Source organism: Heliomicrobium undosum (assembly GCF_009877425.1).
GTDB classification, from domain to species: Bacteria; Bacillota; Desulfitobacteriia; order Heliobacteriales; family Heliobacteriaceae; genus Heliomicrobium; species Heliomicrobium undosum.
Map to the genome: position 1 here is coordinate 66,628 of NZ_WXEY01000006.1, position 17,532 is coordinate 84,159.

Genomic DNA, 17,532 nt, shown 5'->3' on the forward strand with positions numbered 1-17,532 from the left:
CCAGGGGGACACCCCTGGGGCGACACAACGCAGCGGCGTCTTCACCAATCACGCTTCCGGCGTAGCCGCCATGGCCTGGGCGTAAAGCGCCCATTTCAGGCGCATCTTCGCCAGGTGGCAACTCATCGCCGCCGGGATGTGCAGGTCGCCCGACGCTGCCTCGTTGTTGGCATGGCAGCCGCCGGAGCAGAGGAAGCGGGCCCAGCAGGTGGGACAACCTTCCTTGTGGTAGACATGGGCGTCGGCGAAGGCGCGGGCGATGGCTTGGCCGGTCAGCCCGGTCGCCACATTGCCGAGGCGGTAGTCTTCCCGGCCCACAAACTGGTGGCAGGGATAGAGGTCGCCGTTAGGGGCAACGGCCATGTATTCAAAACCGGCGCCACAGCCGGAGAGGCGCTTGGCCAGGCAAGGACCGTGGGCCAGGTCAAGGTTGAAGTGGAAAAAGTTCAAGGGCTGCCCCGCTTGTCTGCGGCGGATGATCTCCTCGGCCAGGATGCGGTACTGCTCGTCCATGTGTTCGATATGTTCTTGCTGAAGGGCGTAGTCCACGTCCGGCGGGGCCACCACCGGTTCCACCGAGATGTGGCAGAATCCGAGGTCGTGGATGTGCAGGGCGTCAGCGGCAAAGTCGGGGTTGTGTCCGGTGAAGGTCCCCCGCACATAGTAATCCTCGCCGCCCCGCGATTGGACAAAAGCGAGCAGGTTGGCGGCCACGTCGTCATAGGAGCCGGAGCCGTCCACATAGGGCCGCATGCGGTCATGAACCTCGCGGCGGCCGTCGAGGGAAAGGACGACCGACAGCCCCTCCTCGTTGAGGTAGCGGCCCGTTTCGTCGTCGAGCAGCAGCCCGTTTGTCGTCAAAGTGAGCTTGAGGATTTTCCCCTCTTCGGCGGATCGCTGCTTGGCGTAGGCGACCAGTTCCTTGACGACGTCAAAGTTGAGCAAGGGCTCGCCGCCGAAGAAGTCGATCTCCACATGATTACGCCCCTGCGAGTGAGCGAGCAGGAAATCGATAGCCTGTTTGCCCGTCTCAGCCGGCATGAGGCTGCGGTCGCCGCCGAAGGGGCCTGTCCCAGCGAAACAGTAGCCGCAGCGCAGGTTGCAGTCGTGGGCCACATGCAGGCAGAGGGCTTTGACGACAGGGTCAGTGAAGGGGGCGGCAACGGCAGTGGCGGCCCTTTCTTCCGGAGAGGAACCGCCAGGGAGAACCTCCCCCGTTTCTTTCCGGCGCGCATAGCCTTCCGCCAGCGGATCACCGGTAAAGAGCAGGCCCGCCGCCTTCAGTTCACCCAGTTCGGCCAGCACCTCGTCCACGGTGTCCCCGTCCATCCCGGCATCGCGCACAAGGGTCTCCCGCGCAGCGGATCCGTCGCCCTGCGCGGCTGCGAGCGCCTCGATCACCCGCCGCGCCGTCTCATCGAGGCGGTGCAGCGAGTTGGAGTTCACATCATAGCAAAAGGCCACATCGCCATGGGCAAAGGTAAACAGGTGCGCGGAAAAATCGTAGCCGGCCAGGTCGGACCACCAGGGGGAAGCGGGCTGGTTTGTCATGATTTCATCATCAACCTTTACTATTATCGTCATTCAGGAAAGAAGAAAAAACCCTCTATCCGGTTCAGGTCGCGAATAGAGGGTTTTTCGGTCTTATATGGCGATTCGACCTTAGCCTTTCTGGCAAACCTGGTTCCCTACGGTACAGGAGGTCTTGCAGGCCGATTGGCAGGAGGTCTGGCATTCGCCGCAGCCGCCGGTTTGCGCCGTCGCCTGCAGAGCGCCTTTCTGCACAGTGACGATGTGCTTGCTCACAGATTATTCCCCCCTTGTCCTTCCCTTGCCAAAAATCCGTTGGTATTATAGCACTTTCCACTGTCAGGGTAAAGCCTTCCGGTAAAGCCTGCCGCCTCTATGGGCGGCTTTTTCCGATTTCATCGCTTTTTAGCGTCAAAAGTAGGCTTTTTCGGGTCGGCCAGGCTGTCGGTGAGACGTTCGTTCAGACGGTCAGGCATGGCCGAGGCTATCCTTTTTCAGCCCTTATGGGCGTCCAAAGCCGCCCGCTCCGGCGTGGCCGGCTCGTCTGCGTATCCCTTTTTCCGCCGGTAGTAATAGAGCGCGACGGCAAAGAGCATCCATGCCAGGCTCAGAATCTGGGGCAGCCGGAAGTCGCCGACCATCTCCGAATCCATGCGCAGTCCCTCGATCCAGAAGCGCCCGAAGGAGTAATAGGCGAGGTAGAAGAGGAACACCTCGCCCCGGCGCATCCAGGGGCGGCGGCGCAGGACAAGCAGCAGGAGGAAGCCGATGATGTCCCAGATCGACTCGTAGAGGAAGGTCGGGTGCCGCATCTCCCCGGCGATCATCATCGCCCAGGGGAGATCGGTCGGGTAGCCGTAGGCCTCCTGGTTAAAAAAGTTTCCCCAGCGGCCAATGGCCTGGCCGAGGATGATCGACGGTGCAGCGATGTCGGCTATCTGCCAAAAAGATACGCCATGTTTGCGCGTGTAATACCAGCCGAAGGCAAAGGCGACGATCAGGGCGCCAAATATCCCGAGGCCGCCGTGCCAGATGGCCACCACCTCGCTCAGGTCATTGGCGTAGTACTTCCAGTTGAAGATGACGTAATAGGCGCGCGCGCCGATCAGCGCCAAGGGCGTGGCGTACAGGATCAGGTTGTAGAGAAAGTCAGGGTCGATCCCCTGTCGCACCGTCTCTCGCTGCGCCACGAGCGTGCCGATGAGCAAGGCGCTGCTGATCAGGATCCCGTACCAGTGGATCGGGTGGGTGCCGATATAAAAGGCGATCGGATCGGGCAAGTCAAGAGCCTCCTTAAGGAGTGATTGAATCACCGATTGATGAGACGGGGATTTTTCTTCCATCTTCTTCTACTAGAATACCCCGTTCTCCGCAAAAGTCAAGGAAAGGGGACATAAGAAAAGAACCCGCCCCCAGTTAAAAACTGAAAACGAGCCCTTTAAAAGCGAATGTATGGCGGAGCAGACGGGATTCGAACCCGCGATCTCCAGCGTGACAGGCTGGCATGTTAGGCCTCTACACCACTGCTCCCTATACTACCCATAAGCGCCTCATGCCAACCATGAAGTGCTCAAAGAGAAAAAGATGGTGACCCGTAGGGGATTCGAACCCCTGTAACCGCCGTGAAAGGGCGGTGTCTTAGACCGCTTGACCAACGGGCCCCTTGCCGGCGCCTCTACCTTTGACCACCCTTTGTCCGGTCGGCCATTGCGTAAAGGACGCTTACCAAGTATGAAGTATACTGATGACATTATTCCCTGTCAATACTTTGCGCGCAAGTTATGAATAGTTCTTTTATATGAATTTTCGGTTAAAAAGAGGCGGCCACAGACACAGGGCGGCCAAAAACAGGGCCGCCCCTCGCTTACCTTGGGGCGGCCCTGTTCAACATCACACGGAGGAAATCGGCTAAAAAGCGTCTTCCAGTTCGATCGTCTGTTCGCGGTCGGGACCGACAGCCAGGATTGACGCGGGGCATCCGCAGAGCTCTTCCAGGCGCTTTACGTAGAGGCGTGCCTTTTCCGGCAGTTCTTCCAGGGTGCGGCAACCGGTCGTGTCGCTCATCCAACCGGGCATCTCTTCATAGACCGGTTCACACTGGGCCAGCTTCTTCAAGCTCTCAGGGAAATGGGTGATGACCTCGTCCTGATAGCGGTAGCCGACACAGATCTTGATCACCGGCAGTTGATCGAGAACATCCAGCTTGGTGACAGCCATGCAGGTCAGGCCGCTGACACGGACGGAGTAGCGCATGATGACGGCGTCAAACCAGCCGCAACGGCGGGGACGTCCGGTGGTGGTGCCGAACTCATGGCCGGCTTTGCGGATCAGGTCGCCTGTCTCGTCGTTCAGTTCCGTCGGGAAGGGCCCCTCGCCGACGCGGGTCGTGTAGGCTTTGACGACGCCGAGGACCTTGTTGATCGTCGTCGGACCGACGCCGGAGCCGACGGTGGCGCCGCCGCCGATGGGATGGGACGAGGTGACGAAGGGGTAGGTGCCATGGTCGATGTCCAGCAGAGTCCCCTGGGCGCCTTCAAAGAGGATGTTTTTGCCTTCCTTGCGGGCGTCGTCAAGGAGGACCGATGTGTCGGTGATGTAGGCTTGAAGCCGTTCGGCATAGGCGCGGTATTCGTCAAAGATCGCCTGCGCGTCGAAACCCTCGACGCCGTAGATCTTTTCAAAGAGCTCGTTTTTGGCGGTCACGTTCTGCTCCAGTCTGGCCCGGAACTCCTCCGGATCCAGCAGGTCGGCCATGCGGATGCCCACCCGGGCAATTTTGTCGACGTAACAGGGGCCGATGCCCCGCTTGGTCGTCCCGATTTTATTGGCGCCGCGGCGCTCTTCCTCAACCTCGTCGAGGCGGCGGTGGTAGGGCATGATCACGTGGGCGCGTCCGGAGATGCGCAGGTTATCGGCGGAAATGCCCTCGCCTTCCAGGTACTTGAGTTCCTCAATCAGCACGCCGGGGTCGATGACGACGCCGTTGCCGATGATACAGGTTTTATCGGGGTAGAGGATACCCGAAGGGATCAGGTGGAGCTTGAACTCCTTGCCCTTGACGACCACTGTATGTCCCGCGTTGTTCCCCCCCTGGTAGCGCGCGACAAGGTCTGCTTTTTGGGCCAGAAAGTCGGTAATCTTGCCTTTCCCTTCGTCGCCCCACTGGGCGCCGACGACTACGACCGATGACATACCCGGTACCCCCATCTCTTATCGATTTATCAAAAGCCTCCTGATCGTTCGAGCGACCGAAGGGCTTTATGAACGGCTGGATGAACATCTAGATTTCCTTCTGAGTAACCTCCTGGATGAACGCATGTGATGAACCGCCGTAGGAACGACCGGCGCTGAACACGTTATGGCGTTGTGGTGCGCCCCCCCGGTACTTCACTACTACACCATACTATAAAGTGCGGAGTGAGTAAACCCTCGATACGCGCCAGCCACTTATAGTATCCCCGGGCAATAAAAAACTGTGGCAAGGCCACAGTTTCCATCAAAATCCCCTTGCGCACGCAAGGGGTTAGCCCTATCTATGTTACCAAATATCACCGATGCAAGTCAAGAAGCACCAGCGCGGCAACCTCGGCAATAGAACGAATATTCGCATTGTTGGCGCTCCCATAAAACCCGGCGCGGGCTGCCCCGAGGCACTTCAAGCGAATCTGACGACTTACCGGGACCGGCAGAAGGATTATCAATAAGAAAAGCGAATTATACAGAGATTTTTCGTACTGGGTGAGAAATCGGTACAGGGTAAAGGAGTTGCACAATGAGCCGATTAGATCAAATCCTCGCCGCAAACCGTGAATTCATGCGCCGCTTACCCGATGAGTTCGTCCATCCCGACTGCGCTCCCGTGGCAAAAACGCCCAGCCGGGGCTTGGCTGTTTTCACCTGCATGGATACACGGCTCGTCGATTTTCTTGAACCCGCCATGGGCATCCGTCGCGGCGAAGCCAAAGTCATCAAAAACGCCGGCAATTCGGTGACCGGTCCCTTTGAGGCCACGATCCGCAGTCTCGTCGTGGCCGTCTTCGAACTGGGCGTGGAAGAGGTCATGGTCATCGGGCACAAGGATTGCGGACTTTCAAACACAACAGCCGAAGGGCTCAAGGCAAAAATGCTCGCCCGCGGCATCTCGCCTGATGCGCTGCACATGGTGGAAGATGAACTGGAGTCCTGGGTCGATCGGTTCCACCACCCCTGTGAAAACGTGCAGGAGGTGGTCCTCCGCATCCGGACCAATCCCCTGATCCCGAAGGATGTGCCGGTCCACGGCCTCATGTTTGACCCCCATACGGGAGAGATCGAGATCCTGGTGAACGGCTACGAGGCGGTAGCGCAATACAAGGAGACTTCCGTCATATCCGAGTAAACGAAAGAGATAAAACGGGCCGCCCGCAGAGGGTTGGCCCGTTTTTCGCATCCTACCGGTAATCCCGGTTGACGAACTTGGTGAACTCCTTCAAAAAGCCCAGTTCCACCGAGCCGACGGGGCCGTTACGGTGCTTGGCGATGATGATCTCGGCGATGCCTTTTTTCTCCGTATCCGGTATGTAGTACTCCTCGCGGTAGATGAACATGACCATGTCGGCGTCTTGTTCGAGGGCGCCCGATTCGCGCAGGTGGCTCAGGTTTGGCTTCTTGTCGGTCGTCTGCTCCACCGAACGGGAGAGCTGGGAGAGGGCCACGACCGGCACGCTCAGCTCGCGGGCCAGGGCTTTTAAGGATCGGGAGATCTCGGAGATCTCCTGCTGCCGGTTCTCCGAGCGCCGGCTGCCGCCGCCCTGCATCAACTGCAGGTAGTCGATGACGATGAGCCCCAGGTTTTTTTCCGTCTTCAGCCGCCGGCACTTGGCCCGCATCTCCATGACGGTGATGCCGGCCGTGTCGTCGATGTAGATGGGCGCGTCTGACAGGGGGGTGATGGCGTTGGTCAGCGTGTCCCAATCCTGTTCGGTCAGCGCGCCCGTGCGCAACCGCTGCTGGTCGATGAGCGCCTCTGAGGAGAGCATCCGCTGGACCAGTTGTTCCCGCGACATTTCCAGGCTGAAGACGGCGACGGGCACCTTGTCCCGGACAGCGGCGTTCTGGGCGATGTTCAGGCAGAAGGCCGTCTTCCCCATGGCGGGGCGGGCGGCGACGATGATCAGGTCCGAAGGCTGCAAGCCCGATGTCATCCGGTCCAGTTCGCGGAAGTGGGTCGCCACGCCGGTCACATCGCCCTTGCGGTTGTAGAGGTGCTCGATGTGGTCCAATGTGGCCACGAGCACGTCCCGCAAAGGGACCATGCCGTCGCGGGCCTGGCGCTGGGCAATATCCAAAAAGGCCTGCTCGGCCTCGTCGAGCAGTTGGTCCACTTCTTCCGTGGCTTCGTAGCCCTTCTGGGTGATCTTCGTGGAGGCGCGGATGATCTGGCGGAGCAAGGATTTTTCCGCGACGATTTTGGCGTAGTGCTCCACGTTGGCCGCCGTCGGCACCACGTTTCCCAGTTCGATCAGGTAGGGGATGCTGCCGACGCGCTCCAAGCTCCCCGTCTGACGGAGCTCCTCCGTCAGTGTGACCAGGTCGACGGCCTCGCCCCGCTGGGAGAGGGTCACCAGCGTCCGGAAGACGGTCTGATGGGCTTCCTTGTAGAAGTCCTCCGGCTTTAAGAGTTCTGTCGCCTTGTACACGGCGTCGGCGTCGAGGAGCATGGCGCCCAGCACCGACTGTTCGGCTTCGATGTTTTGAGGGGGCAGGCGGTCAAAAAGGGTGCTCATGGCGTTTTTATGTACTCCCTCCGCACGCAAACGGTAGAACAAAGCGTAACTTGCGGGACAAAAGCGGCAAGCCGGCTAACCAGAAGACAGGACAACGCGGAAATAAGCGGGCAAACCCGGGCCGTTTCCGCCCGGGTTTTTCATTTAAGACGCCTGTTCTGCTGAGACGATCGCGGGACCTGACTGGATCAGGGCCAAGGCCTCGTCAACGGTCTCCACCGGGATCACCTCGATGCCGGTCAACCCCGAGGGGACATCCTTCTCGTTTTCCTTCGGGATGAGCACGCGGCGGATGCCGGCCTGGCGGGCGCCGTAGATCTTTTCGAAAATCCCGCCGACGGCTTTGACGCCGCCGCGCAGGGAGATCTCGCCGGTGACGGCCACGTCCTGCCAGAGGGGGATCTCCTGGATGGCCGAGTAGACGGAAAGGAATATGGCCAAACCGGCGGAGGGGCCGTCGATGTTCCCGCCGCCGACGACGTTGACATGGAGGTCGAAGTCGGCCAGTTCCTTGCCGGACAGGCGGCGGAAGACGGAGGCGGCGTTGAAGACGGAGTCTTTGGCCATGCTGCCGGCCGTATCGTTGAAGCGGATGTGGCCCTTGCCCTCGCCGTTGGCGGGGAAGGCGACCGCTTCGATCTCCAGGACAGAACCGACGAAACCGGCGACGCCAAGGCCGAAGATGCGGCCCGTTTCCGCCTTGTGTTCTCCCTTACGGGTCACATAGGGGCTGAGGCGGGCGGTGCGCAGGACTTCGAGGACGTCGTCGCAGGTGACGCCGATTATGGGGGCTTTCCCGTCGCTGGTCATCGCGCCGGACTTGGAACTTTCCGTACTGCCTGCCTTGGAGTGAGCCTCTTTTTCCAGCCCCTCCGTCTCCTCGCGGCGAAAGAGAGCCAAGCCGTAAGCGTCAGCCAGGAGGTTGACGGCCTTGCGGCCTTCGATGGTGTATTCGGCGATCAGGTCGGCCACACCCGCTTCGAGGCTGACCTCGAGGCGCTGGCCGGCGTTTTCGATGATGTCTTTGATATCGGCCGGTGTGAGGGGTTCGAAAAAGATTTCGGCGCAGCGGGAGCGCAGGGCCGGGTTGAGCTCGCCGGGGCCGCGGGTGGTGGCGCCGACGAGGATGAAATCAGCCGGGGCGCCTTCGTCGAAGATCTTTTTGATCCACTGGGGCACGTTCGGGTCGAGGGGGTCATAGTAGGCCGAGTCAAAGCTGACGCGCTTGTCTTCGAGGACCTTGAGCAGTTTGTTGAGCAGCATGGGGTCCATCTCGCCGATCTCGTCGATGAAGAGGACGCCGCTGTGGGCCTCGCTAACCAGGCCCAGTTTCGGCTCCGGGATGCCCGTGTCGGCCAGGTCGCGGCGGGCGCCCTGGTAGATCGGGTCATGGACAGAGCCCAAGAGCGGGTTGGTCACCTCGCGGGGGTCCCAGCGCAGGGTGGTGCCGTCCACCTCGACAAAGGGCGCCTCGTCCGGGAAGGGGGTGACGGTGCGACTCTTGGCCGCCTGGAAGGCCAGGCGGGCCGCCGTCGTCTTGCCGACGCCGGGCGGGCCGTAACAGAGGATGTGCTGGGGATAGGGAGAGGCCAGCTTGGAGAGGATGGCCTGGACGGCGCGCTCCTGACCCACCACCTCGTTCAACTGTTGGGGACGCAGCATCTCCATGGCCGAACGGGCCAGGGTGACGTTGTTCATCTTCTCCAACTGGGCCAGGCGCTTGAGCGTCTGGGCGTTCTCGGGCCCGCCTGTCTCCTTCAGCACCTGCATCTTGATCTCACGCATGTACTCCTCGTGGCGCTCCTGCATCTTGTCGGCCACGAGCTTTTCCAGCTTGTCCTCGACGGAGCGCCGGGCGATAATGCCGGCGATCTCGTCTTCGATCTCATTGAGGATTTCGGGGATCTCCTTGGCCGCCGGCGGCTTCTGCGGCGCCGGGCCGTGCAGGACGAGGCGCTGCAAGGCCCAGACGCGCTCCTCCAGTTGATTGGAGCGCATCAGCGGCAGGATCTCGAGCTTGCTCGCCCGCAGCACCAGCTTGTCGGCGCCGTAGATGTCAGAAAGGGTGCCGAAGAGCGCGTCCACCTGGCGGGCCAGCAAATCCTCATCGGAACGGCGGCTGATCAATTGGCTCAGCCGCGTCCGGTTCAAAGTCTCCATGATTTTTTTCATGAATAGTGTTGTTGCTCCTTCCTGCGAAAAAAAACCTCCCGGGTCGGCCCGTAGGGCCGTCGGGGAACGGTGGCGCAGGGAAAATGGGATGAGGCCACAGGATAGTTATTCGCTGACGACCTCGACTTTTAGTTCCGCAGAAACGGCAGGGTGAATTTTAACGGTGATGGGGTAAACCCCCAGCGTTTTGATCGGTTGCTTTAATTCATATTTGCGCTTGTCCACCTTGAGGCCAAACTGCTTTTCCACCGTCTCGGCGATCTCCTTGTTCGTCACAGCGCCGAAGAGGCGGCTGCCCTCGCCGGCTTTTGAGCGGACCTTGACGGTGATGCCGGAGAGCTTGGCGCCCAGTTCCTTGGCGTCCATCAGTTCCTGCTCTTTTTTCTTCGCCTCGTTGGCTTTCAGCCGTTCCAGGTTTTTCAGGTTCACCGGCGTCGCTTCAATGGCGAGGCCCCGCGGCAGCACATAGTTGCGGCCATATCCTTCGGCGACATCGACAATGTCGCCTTTTTTACCGAGGTTTTTCACATCTTGTTGCAAGATGACTTTCATCTTCGTACCTCCTCAAAAATCGTTAAAAATCCGTTTGAACATCGTAGCTTTCGTGGCATTACATGTTACAAATCTGTCCTGCTTTAAATGTATCGCATCTGTGTAAACATCGCTATAGAGATCATCCATTTCGGTAAATGTCATCGGCTGCATTACACAGGAGCGGCAGCGAGGGCTTTTTGCTCTTTTTGCTGTTCCAGGTACTCGCCGATGGCGGTCAAGAGTTTTTCCTTCGCCTCGGGCAGGCTGAGCCCCGCCAGTTGCGCGCCGGCGATGGTCAGGTGGCCGCCGCCGCCGAGCCGCTCCAGGATGGCATGGACGTTAATGTCCCCCTGGGAACGAGCGGAAACGGCTGTCCCCTTCGGATAGGGCCGCAGGACAAAAGAGGCTTGGATCCCTTCGACCTCCAGCAGTTCATCGGCCGCCTGGGCCGAGATGACGGTAGCCCGCGGCGCCGCTTCCTCCTGAACGCCGATGGCGATATGGCCGAAGTGAACCTCGGCGCCGCCGATGATGGCCGCCCGGCGGACGACCGTCTCCATGGGGTCGCGCAGGAGCGACTGCACCAGTTGCGGGTCGGCGCCGGAGCGCCGCAGGTAGGAGGCCGCCTCATAGGTCCTCGCCCCGGTCATGAAAACAAAGTGCTTCGTGTCGACGGTGATGCCGGCCAGGAGCGCCGAAGCGGCGGTCTTGCCCAGTTCCAGATCTTCCTTGAGGTACTGGAGGATCTCGGCCACCAGTTCACAGGTCGACGACGCGTACGCCTCCAGGTAGACGAGGCTGTTTTTGTCGATAAACTCCTCGCCCCGCCGGTGATGGTCGATGATGACGATCTCCCCGGCCCGATCGAGGAGGGTTCGGTCCGGCAGCAGGGACGGTTTGTGGGTGTCTACGACGACCAGCAGCGTCCGTGCGTTCACATGATCCGGCGCCGCTTCCACACTGACAAGGGTTTTGGCTAGATCTGCGTTGGCCTGCACATAGGGCATCAGCCGGTCGAGGGCGCCGCCGCGGGTGTCGAGAACGACGGAGACCGGTCTGCCGAGGGCGACGACAGCGCGGGAGAGGCCGAGGGCCGCGCCGGCGGCGTCTAAGTCGGCGTATTCATGGCCGAGGATGACTACGTTGTCGGCGGCCAGGATCAGGTTGCGCAGCGATTTGGCCACCACGCGTGCGCGCACGCGGGTGCGCTTTTCAACGGCTTCCGTGTTGCCGCCGTAGAAGTAGACCCGATCGGCAGACTTGACGACCACCTGATCGCCGCCCCGCTCCATGGCCAGGTCGACGCCGGTGCGGGCCAGCCGGCCCAGATCGGCCATCGAATCCTCGCCGACACCGAGGCCGATGCTGAGGGTGACGGCGATGCGGTTTTCCAAGCGGATCGAACGGATGCGGTCGAGGACATCGAAGTTGTGGGCCTGGCAGAGCCGCAAACCCGAACCGGTCATGAGCAGCACATAGCGGTCCTCCGCCACCTTGCGGATGAAACCCTCAAAGCCCATGGCCCACTCGTTGAGCAGTTTGTCGATCTCGGCGGAAAGGGCGAATTTGTTTTCGTCTTCCAGCGGCGCCACAGCCTCATCGAAGTTGTCGATGATGCAAAGGCCAATAACGGGACCGTCCTCCCGGGCCGCCCGCTGTTCGTAGTCGGTCACATCGTCCAAGGCGAGCAGACGCCGGCCCTCTTCCGGGCCGATGCGCAGAGTGACCTTGATCTGCCGGTCTCGGATGACGAGGCGGCTGGCGACCAGTTCCGAAAAACCGGAGTTTTTCTTAAAGTGCAGCTCCGGCAGGTGGCTGCGCAGTTTCCCTTTGAAACGGTAGCCCTCGCGACCGAGCATGCGGGCAAACTCGGGGTTGTGCCACAAGAGGGCGCCGTTGCTGTCGATGTAGACGAGCCCCAAGGGCAGGTGGGCCAGCAGGTTGGCCCCCGACGCTTCGAACTGTTCCTGGAGGCGGCTGAGTCGTTCTTCTGCCTGTTGCCGCCAGCGATAGGCAGACTCGACGGCGAAAAACAGCACAGCCACCAGAAGCGCCGCCATTGCCCCCGCGACGCCGCGATGGACCGGGGCGAGAATGGCGACAAGCAGCCCGGCGCCGACCACAGCCGGAAGGGCCAACAACCAAAAGGAAAAGCGCCTTTTCATACCGGGAAGCATAGCCTCTTCCCCCATCCGGCGCGTCAAGCGCCCTGGAATTTGTCCATCTTGGCGCGGTAATCAAAGACCAGATCGAAGAGGCCCACGGTGGCGATAAAGGTGAGCGCCAAGGTAGGGAACAGAAAAATCAACACGGCCACGATGGAGAGGACGAAGGGAGACAGGACGTATTTGTTGAGCAGGTAGGCGAAGACGGAGAAACCGAGGACGAGCAGGACGGGGTAGCAGATGTAGAGGAGGTTGATCCCCGCCGTCCCCAACAGCGGGATCTCCCAGTAGTCGCCGGCCAGGGCGGCGGCAAGGCCGGCGATGACCACCCAGACCGCCTCCCAGGGGAGCCTCCACTCCCGAAAGGGGCGCTGGGCAGTGACCGGCTGCCCGATGCGCCGGAGCATCCAGCGGGAGAGGAGCAGATTCGTCGCCGCCGTCATCATGGCGTAACTGACAAGGATGCTCGGGAACATCAGCTTCAGGAACTGGATGATTGCAGCGAACTGGGCGCGCATGCTCTCTTCGGTGACGCCCTGCTCGCCGTACTTCTCAAAGAGCCCGGCGCTGCGGTACATCTCGATGACGGCGTTGACCGTCGCGTCCGCTTGCTGGAGCAGCGTCTCCACCGTCAGACCGGTCAGGACAAAGAAGAGGGCCAGGAAAGCTGCGAAGGACAGGGCGACCGTGAGCACGCCGGCCAGGAAGGCCCGGATCGTCGACCAGCCGTAGCGAAAGGCGATCCCGTAGACGAGCCCCAGACCGCCGAACTGGATCAGCAGGATCAGCGCCGTCGAAAAACCGGCCGTCAAGGCGATGACAACGGTGGCCGCCGCCAGGGTCAGCACCCCGACCGTCCAGCCGTTCCGCGCGATGGCCACGACGATGGGGATGGTCCAGATCAGGTTGGTCACCAGGGACAGGGGGACGATGAATACGCCCAAAAGGGCCAACACGGCCGTCAAGGCAGCCAGCATTGCCCCCTCCATCATTCCTCGAATTGGCATTCTCTCACCTCAATAAGGACAATTCGGGGATGGCGCGGGAATTTCCTGCCCCATCCTGCGACAAAAAGGGGAGCGATGTTGCTCCCCCTGGTTGTTCCATGTGTATACATCGGGTATTTTGCCACATTCACCCTTGGTTTACCCAACGATTTGTTTCATCAGCTTCGAAGGCGGTTCAGGGAATGGGAATCATCTTTGGCCAAGCCAGCGCCTTCATGGTTTCAGCGGAATCCCATATGAGGACACGCACCAGATAGGCCCGGTCTTCCTGGTACTGACCAAAAGACGCATTGACGGTTCCGCTTCCATTAACCGCTTGTGTCGACGCGGCAACAGGGACCCCGTCCTCCAGAAGGGTAAAGAGCGCCTTTGCCGGGCCAGTCCCGGCCACAACAATGGACACATCGATGTGGCCTTCCGAGACGGAAACGTTTCCGGGATTGATCTCGTAGTTGTACGCGCGGGCAGGCCCGATGGCGACAAAGGCCGTCGCCTTTTTTCCGCCATGCTCAACCCGGATGACCGCCGTCCCTTGGCTATGGGCGGTCACCTTGCCGGTGGCATCGACGGACGCGACCGAAGGGTTGGAGGATGTATATACGGTGACGGCGTTACTCGAGATATCCCCATGCGTCCCGTCTATGTACATCGCTGTCACCATAGTCTGATGCGTTTGGTTTACGTCTATCCTGTAGGCATAGGAATCGAGCGTGACCGCCTTCAGCGTGAGATTTCCCTCGTCGACACCCCTGTCCACAGTAAATATGTCAAAGACTTGGTTCGTGTCGCCGTTAACCAGATTGCCGGCCAGGGATTCAAAGACCACGTAACGGCCATTGGAACTGATGAAGGGCCTCCAGCTTTCCTGATTGCCTTCTTGACCCTCTCCGGAAAGGCTTAGCCTTGTTGTTTCCCCAGATGCCAATTCGTGCAAGAAAACATCGTATTCTCCGTTGGTATCGTTGTCCACAAGGTTGTCCGCGTAGGACGAGAAGACAACATATCGGCCATCGGCGCTGATGTGCGCCATCTCACTCGGCTTGAGCGCGGTTCCTTCCTGCCCCGCGCTGGACAGGCTGACCCGGGTGGTCTGGTTGTTCACTGTATCCCGGAGGAAAATATCTCTTTCATGGTTGTTGTCGTTTTCCACCAGGTTGTCGGCAACCGACTCAAACACAATAAAACGGCCGTCGTTGCTTACAGAGGGGTGGTCGCTTGTGTCATTTCCCTTGACGCTGCTACTGGAGACGCTAACCATGCTAAAGCTGCCGGTTTCCAGATCGATAAGGAAGATGTCTTTCTTAGTATCGGTATCGCTAGGCAGAAAGTTTGCGGCCATTGAAGCAAACACCACGAACTTGCCGTTCTGGCTTATATAGGGACTGTTGCAGTCACCGAACACCTGATTTCCATAGCTATCGACACTGAGGCGCTTTGTGCTGTGTGTCACCCTATCGTGTATAAAAATATCTCTGTCAGGGGTGTAGTTGGTGTCGTTGTCTACCAGATTGCTCGAGATCGATTCAAAAACGACGTAACGCCCATCGCCGCTTATCGAAGGCCGTGTACTCGCACCGCTTCCCTCTGCGCCGTTGCTGTGGACACTGACCCGCTCAGTTGTGCCGGAAACCAGGTCGCGAACAAATATATCGTATGTCCCATTTGTGTCGCCAGGAACCAAATCGCTGGCATATGATTCAAAGGCGACAAATTTTCCGTCAGCACTGATAGATCCAACGGCGCTTTGCCCATTGGCCGGGGCGCCCTGGGTATTGACGCTTATCAATGTGACCTCGCCGGTTTGTTTGTCTTTCACGTAGATTTGAGTAAAAGGCGAGGAAGCCCCCGGCAAGTTTCCCGCTCCCGATGAGAACGCAACATAGCGGCCATCGGCGCTTATTGTGGGAAATCGGCTCTCTGCATTCGTTTCAGAATCATTACTGCCCACACTGACCCGTTCTATCGTAAAATCCGGTGACGGAGGCGGGTATACGTTATAGGTTAGGTAGTACGGATTTGAACCTGAATTCGTAAAAGCAACAAGAAAATCATTTTCTCGCCAGTTGGCGGAAACCCATGCTCCGTTCTCTCTGGCAGCGCTTGTTGCAATGGCCACGTTCGCGGCGCTGTCGCCGGTGTCGGGATAGAGCGACCCGTCTGCGTTCACCCGTTGGGCGTACACATCCATATTTGTATCATAGCTGTTCCTATCGTCGCTCCAGACCGCCAGGAACTGCTCTTCCGATTCATTAAAGGCAATGGACGGGTTGCCCTGATTGCCTGCCGCTGTCGAGATCGGCAAGTCTGCTGACAGGGTAAGACTGGCGCCTGCCAAGGTGAGCAGTTTGCCATAGATATCTCTATAACCGGGTGCGCCCTGTTCCCAGGCTGCCAGGAACCTGTTATTCCTGTTGTCAAAGACCGTTACGGGGTCGTATTTGTTTACCCCAGCGTTCGCGATGACAAAATTATCATTGAGCCCGTTAACGTAAAAAAGGCTTCCGTCAGGATTTACGAATTGGCCGTAAATATCGTTGTAATTCATACTTCGGAAATCCTGCCAGAGGACAAGGTATTTTACGTTGCCACTGTCAAAGGCGACAAAGGGGTCATATTGTTCGGCGGAACCGTTTTCGCTGATGATAAAGTTGCTCCCATTCAGTGTGCCGTCGGCGTTCAATAGCTGCCCGTAGATGTTATGAGTCCGATCCCCCGTCTGGGGATAACGATAATCCTCCCACACGATTAGGTACCTTTTGTTCACGGAATCATAAGCGACAGACGGATGTTGACCGCTTGGAACGGCATCCGTATCGGCTAAAATAATTCCGTCACCGAGGAGCAAACCATCGTCGGCACGGAGAAATTGGCCGAAAACCACATCGCGCCAGGTGCTTCCATCATAAATATATTTTTTCCATACAGCCAGATAACAGGGGGTATCGATACCATACACACCGTAAGCGACTGTTAGCGGCTCATCTTCCAAGCTGCCGTAGTCGTTCATTTCACCGATTTCAAAAGCTTCGCCATCCACACCCTGGGCATTGATAAATTCTCCGTAAACCTTACTCCCGTTGCCAAAATTGTAATAGACACTGAGGAACCGGTTCCTGTCCGGGTCATAGGCGGTTACCGGCATCCGGTCTCCGGGTGTGGCCGTGCCATAGGCCGCAAAGGCCAGTTGAATATCCGCTTGTTCCTGGCTGACGCCCAGTTCGGACAAGGGAAGGGCAAACTCGTACACCTTGTGCTGATACCCGACTGCATCGGTATAGGTAAAGCCGGGCGAGCCCCACTTCGTTTCCGGCACGGACACCTTGAATTCCTTTACCGCACTACCCGTTTTTACATATACCTTGGCGTAATCCTTGTTCCCGTCCATCGTGTTGTCGGGGGTAAAGTCCATCGCAATATAAAGGTTCTCTTCATCGTTCATCACCCAAGCGTAGGTGTCGCCGGCCGGGTGACCGGAGCCGGGCACGACGCGCTCTTTCATAAAGGGCGATCGATCTTTTGTCTCGCTGATATCGCCATCCACTGACAAACGGGCCGTTGCCGAATCAAGACGGTAAGAATAAAAGGATGATTCTCCAGTGATTTGCCGGTACGTGTTTTCCAAGGGGAAGTGAAAGGGCACGTCGCTGATGGTGGGCGTTTCGATCCTGGCGCTGACGGCGATAATTCCATCAACCCTTCCGGCGGGGAAAGTCAGTTCCAGACCCTTTTCGCCGATGTCGATCACATCAAAGTCCTTGCCGGTCAACTTTTTTAAGGCCAGGGTGTTGGCCGAGTCTGTGGATGACGGCGGGGCATCGCCCAGCAACACGGCGTCCAGATGCGCCGCGCCGCCGCCTTGTTTTGTGAGGCGAAGGGAAACCGGTCGGTTGTCACCGGGCAGAAGCGCCGAAAGATCCGCCACGGCTTCCCGCAGGTGCTTGTCAAAAGGGAGAGCGGCGGCCTCCTCCCATCCTTCGCTCTTTTTCACTTGAACGATGATCTGCCCGTTGGGCTTTGCCGGTTGGGATGCCCTGTAACCGGACGGCAATTCTGCGCCTTCCAGGGCAAAGGCTGCTGGACATAAGCCAAGAGAGGTTGTTGTCAGCGTTATAAGAAAAGCAAGCATACAGGTCAGGGGAAAAATCTTTTTCATTTTCACGACAAATCACTCTCCCGGCCTTTTTCATTGCCTTTATCATACTATTGTCGTTTCCATCACATCAACAATAATGGCAAAAAATTCGCGGGCATTCGACAATTTATGCCCGCTCATTTGATTTGACAGCAACCCCGCAGAGGATATACGCTGGAGTCAGGTTTTGAATCAGGATGTTGCACTGCCGATCTATTGAGGAGGAC

The 17,532-nt window shown here is 58.8% G+C and carries 11 protein-coding genes and 2 tRNA genes; 1 reads left to right on the forward strand and 12 read right to left on the reverse strand.

The window, feature by feature from the left end; translation table 11 throughout:
• Window positions 1–48: 48 nt before the first annotated feature.
• The 6 genes from scfB to GTO91_RS07755 all read right to left on the reverse strand — a co-directional run bounded on the left by scfB (window position 49) and on the right by GTO91_RS07755 (window position 4,722).
• Entirely contained in the window at window positions 49–1,551 is a 1,503-nt protein-coding gene (gene scfB / locus GTO91_RS07730) for a thioether cross-link-forming SCIFF peptide maturase (RefSeq protein WP_235919318.1), read from the reverse strand.
• Between the two features lie 111 nt (window positions 1,552–1,662).
• Window positions 1,663–1,806 (reverse strand): six-cysteine ranthipeptide SCIFF, encoded by a 144-nt coding sequence (gene scfA / locus GTO91_RS07735; protein WP_012282115.1) that lies wholly within the window; start codon window positions 1,804–1,806, stop codon window positions 1,663–1,665.
• 218 nt (window positions 1,807–2,024) lie between these two features.
• Window positions 2,025–2,810: a prolipoprotein diacylglyceryl transferase gene (gene lgt, locus GTO91_RS07740; protein WP_161257343.1), complete on the reverse strand. Its 786-nt coding sequence runs from the start codon at window positions 2,808–2,810 to the stop codon at window positions 2,025–2,027.
• Between the two features lie 173 nt (window positions 2,811–2,983).
• A tRNA-Asp gene (locus GTO91_RS07745) sits at window positions 2,984–3,060 on the reverse strand.
• 55 nt (window positions 3,061–3,115) lie between these two features.
• A tRNA-Glu gene (locus GTO91_RS07750) sits at window positions 3,116–3,191 on the reverse strand.
• 247 nt (window positions 3,192–3,438) lie between these two features.
• Entirely contained in the window at window positions 3,439–4,722 is a 1,284-nt protein-coding gene (locus GTO91_RS07755) for an adenylosuccinate synthase (RefSeq protein ID WP_161257346.1), read from the reverse strand.
• A gap of 580 nt (window positions 4,723–5,302) precedes the next feature.
• On the opposite strand from GTO91_RS07755, the gene GTO91_RS07760 reads away from it, so the two are divergent.
• Window positions 5,303–5,908 (forward strand): beta-class carbonic anhydrase, encoded by a 606-nt coding sequence (locus tag GTO91_RS07760; protein ID WP_161257349.1) that lies wholly within the window; start codon window positions 5,303–5,305, stop codon window positions 5,906–5,908.
• Window positions 5,909–5,960: 52 nt separating this feature from the next.
• On the opposite strand, the gene dnaB is transcribed toward GTO91_RS07760, so the two are convergent.
• The 6 genes from dnaB to GTO91_RS07790 form a co-directional block, all read right to left on the reverse strand.
• Window positions 5,961–7,295, reverse strand: a complete 1,335-nt coding sequence (dnaB, locus tag GTO91_RS07765; protein ID WP_161257353.1) for a replicative DNA helicase — start codon at window positions 7,293–7,295, stop codon at window positions 5,961–5,963.
• A 144-nt stretch (window positions 7,296–7,439) separates the two neighbouring features.
• Window positions 7,440–9,467 carry a Lon family ATP-dependent protease gene (gene lonC / locus GTO91_RS07770; protein WP_161257355.1) on the reverse strand — a complete coding sequence of 676 codons (2,028 nt, stop codon included), beginning with the start codon at window positions 9,465–9,467 and terminating at the stop codon, window positions 7,440–7,442.
• Window positions 9,468–9,572: 105 nt separating this feature from the next.
• Complete coding sequence (gene rplI / locus GTO91_RS07775) at window positions 9,573–10,019, reverse strand: 50S ribosomal protein L9 (protein ID WP_161257358.1); 447 nt, start codon at window positions 10,017–10,019, stop codon at window positions 9,573–9,575.
• A gap of 152 nt (window positions 10,020–10,171) precedes the next feature.
• Window positions 10,172–12,178: a DHH family phosphoesterase gene (locus GTO91_RS07780; protein ID WP_161257361.1), complete on the reverse strand. Its 2,007-nt coding sequence runs from the start codon at window positions 12,176–12,178 to the stop codon at window positions 10,172–10,174.
• A gap of 23 nt (window positions 12,179–12,201) precedes the next feature.
• The gene (locus GTO91_RS07785; protein WP_161257364.1) at window positions 12,202–13,173 is read right to left on the reverse strand and encodes a YybS family protein; all 972 of its coding nucleotides are present in this window, start codon (window positions 13,171–13,173) and stop codon (window positions 12,202–12,204) included.
• A 175-nt stretch (window positions 13,174–13,348) separates the two neighbouring features.
• Window positions 13,349–17,326, reverse strand: coding sequence for an Ig-like domain-containing protein (locus GTO91_RS07790; RefSeq protein ID WP_235919339.1), 3,978 nt, complete (start codon window positions 17,324–17,326; stop codon window positions 13,349–13,351).
• Between the last annotated feature and the right edge of the window lie 206 nt (window positions 17,327–17,532).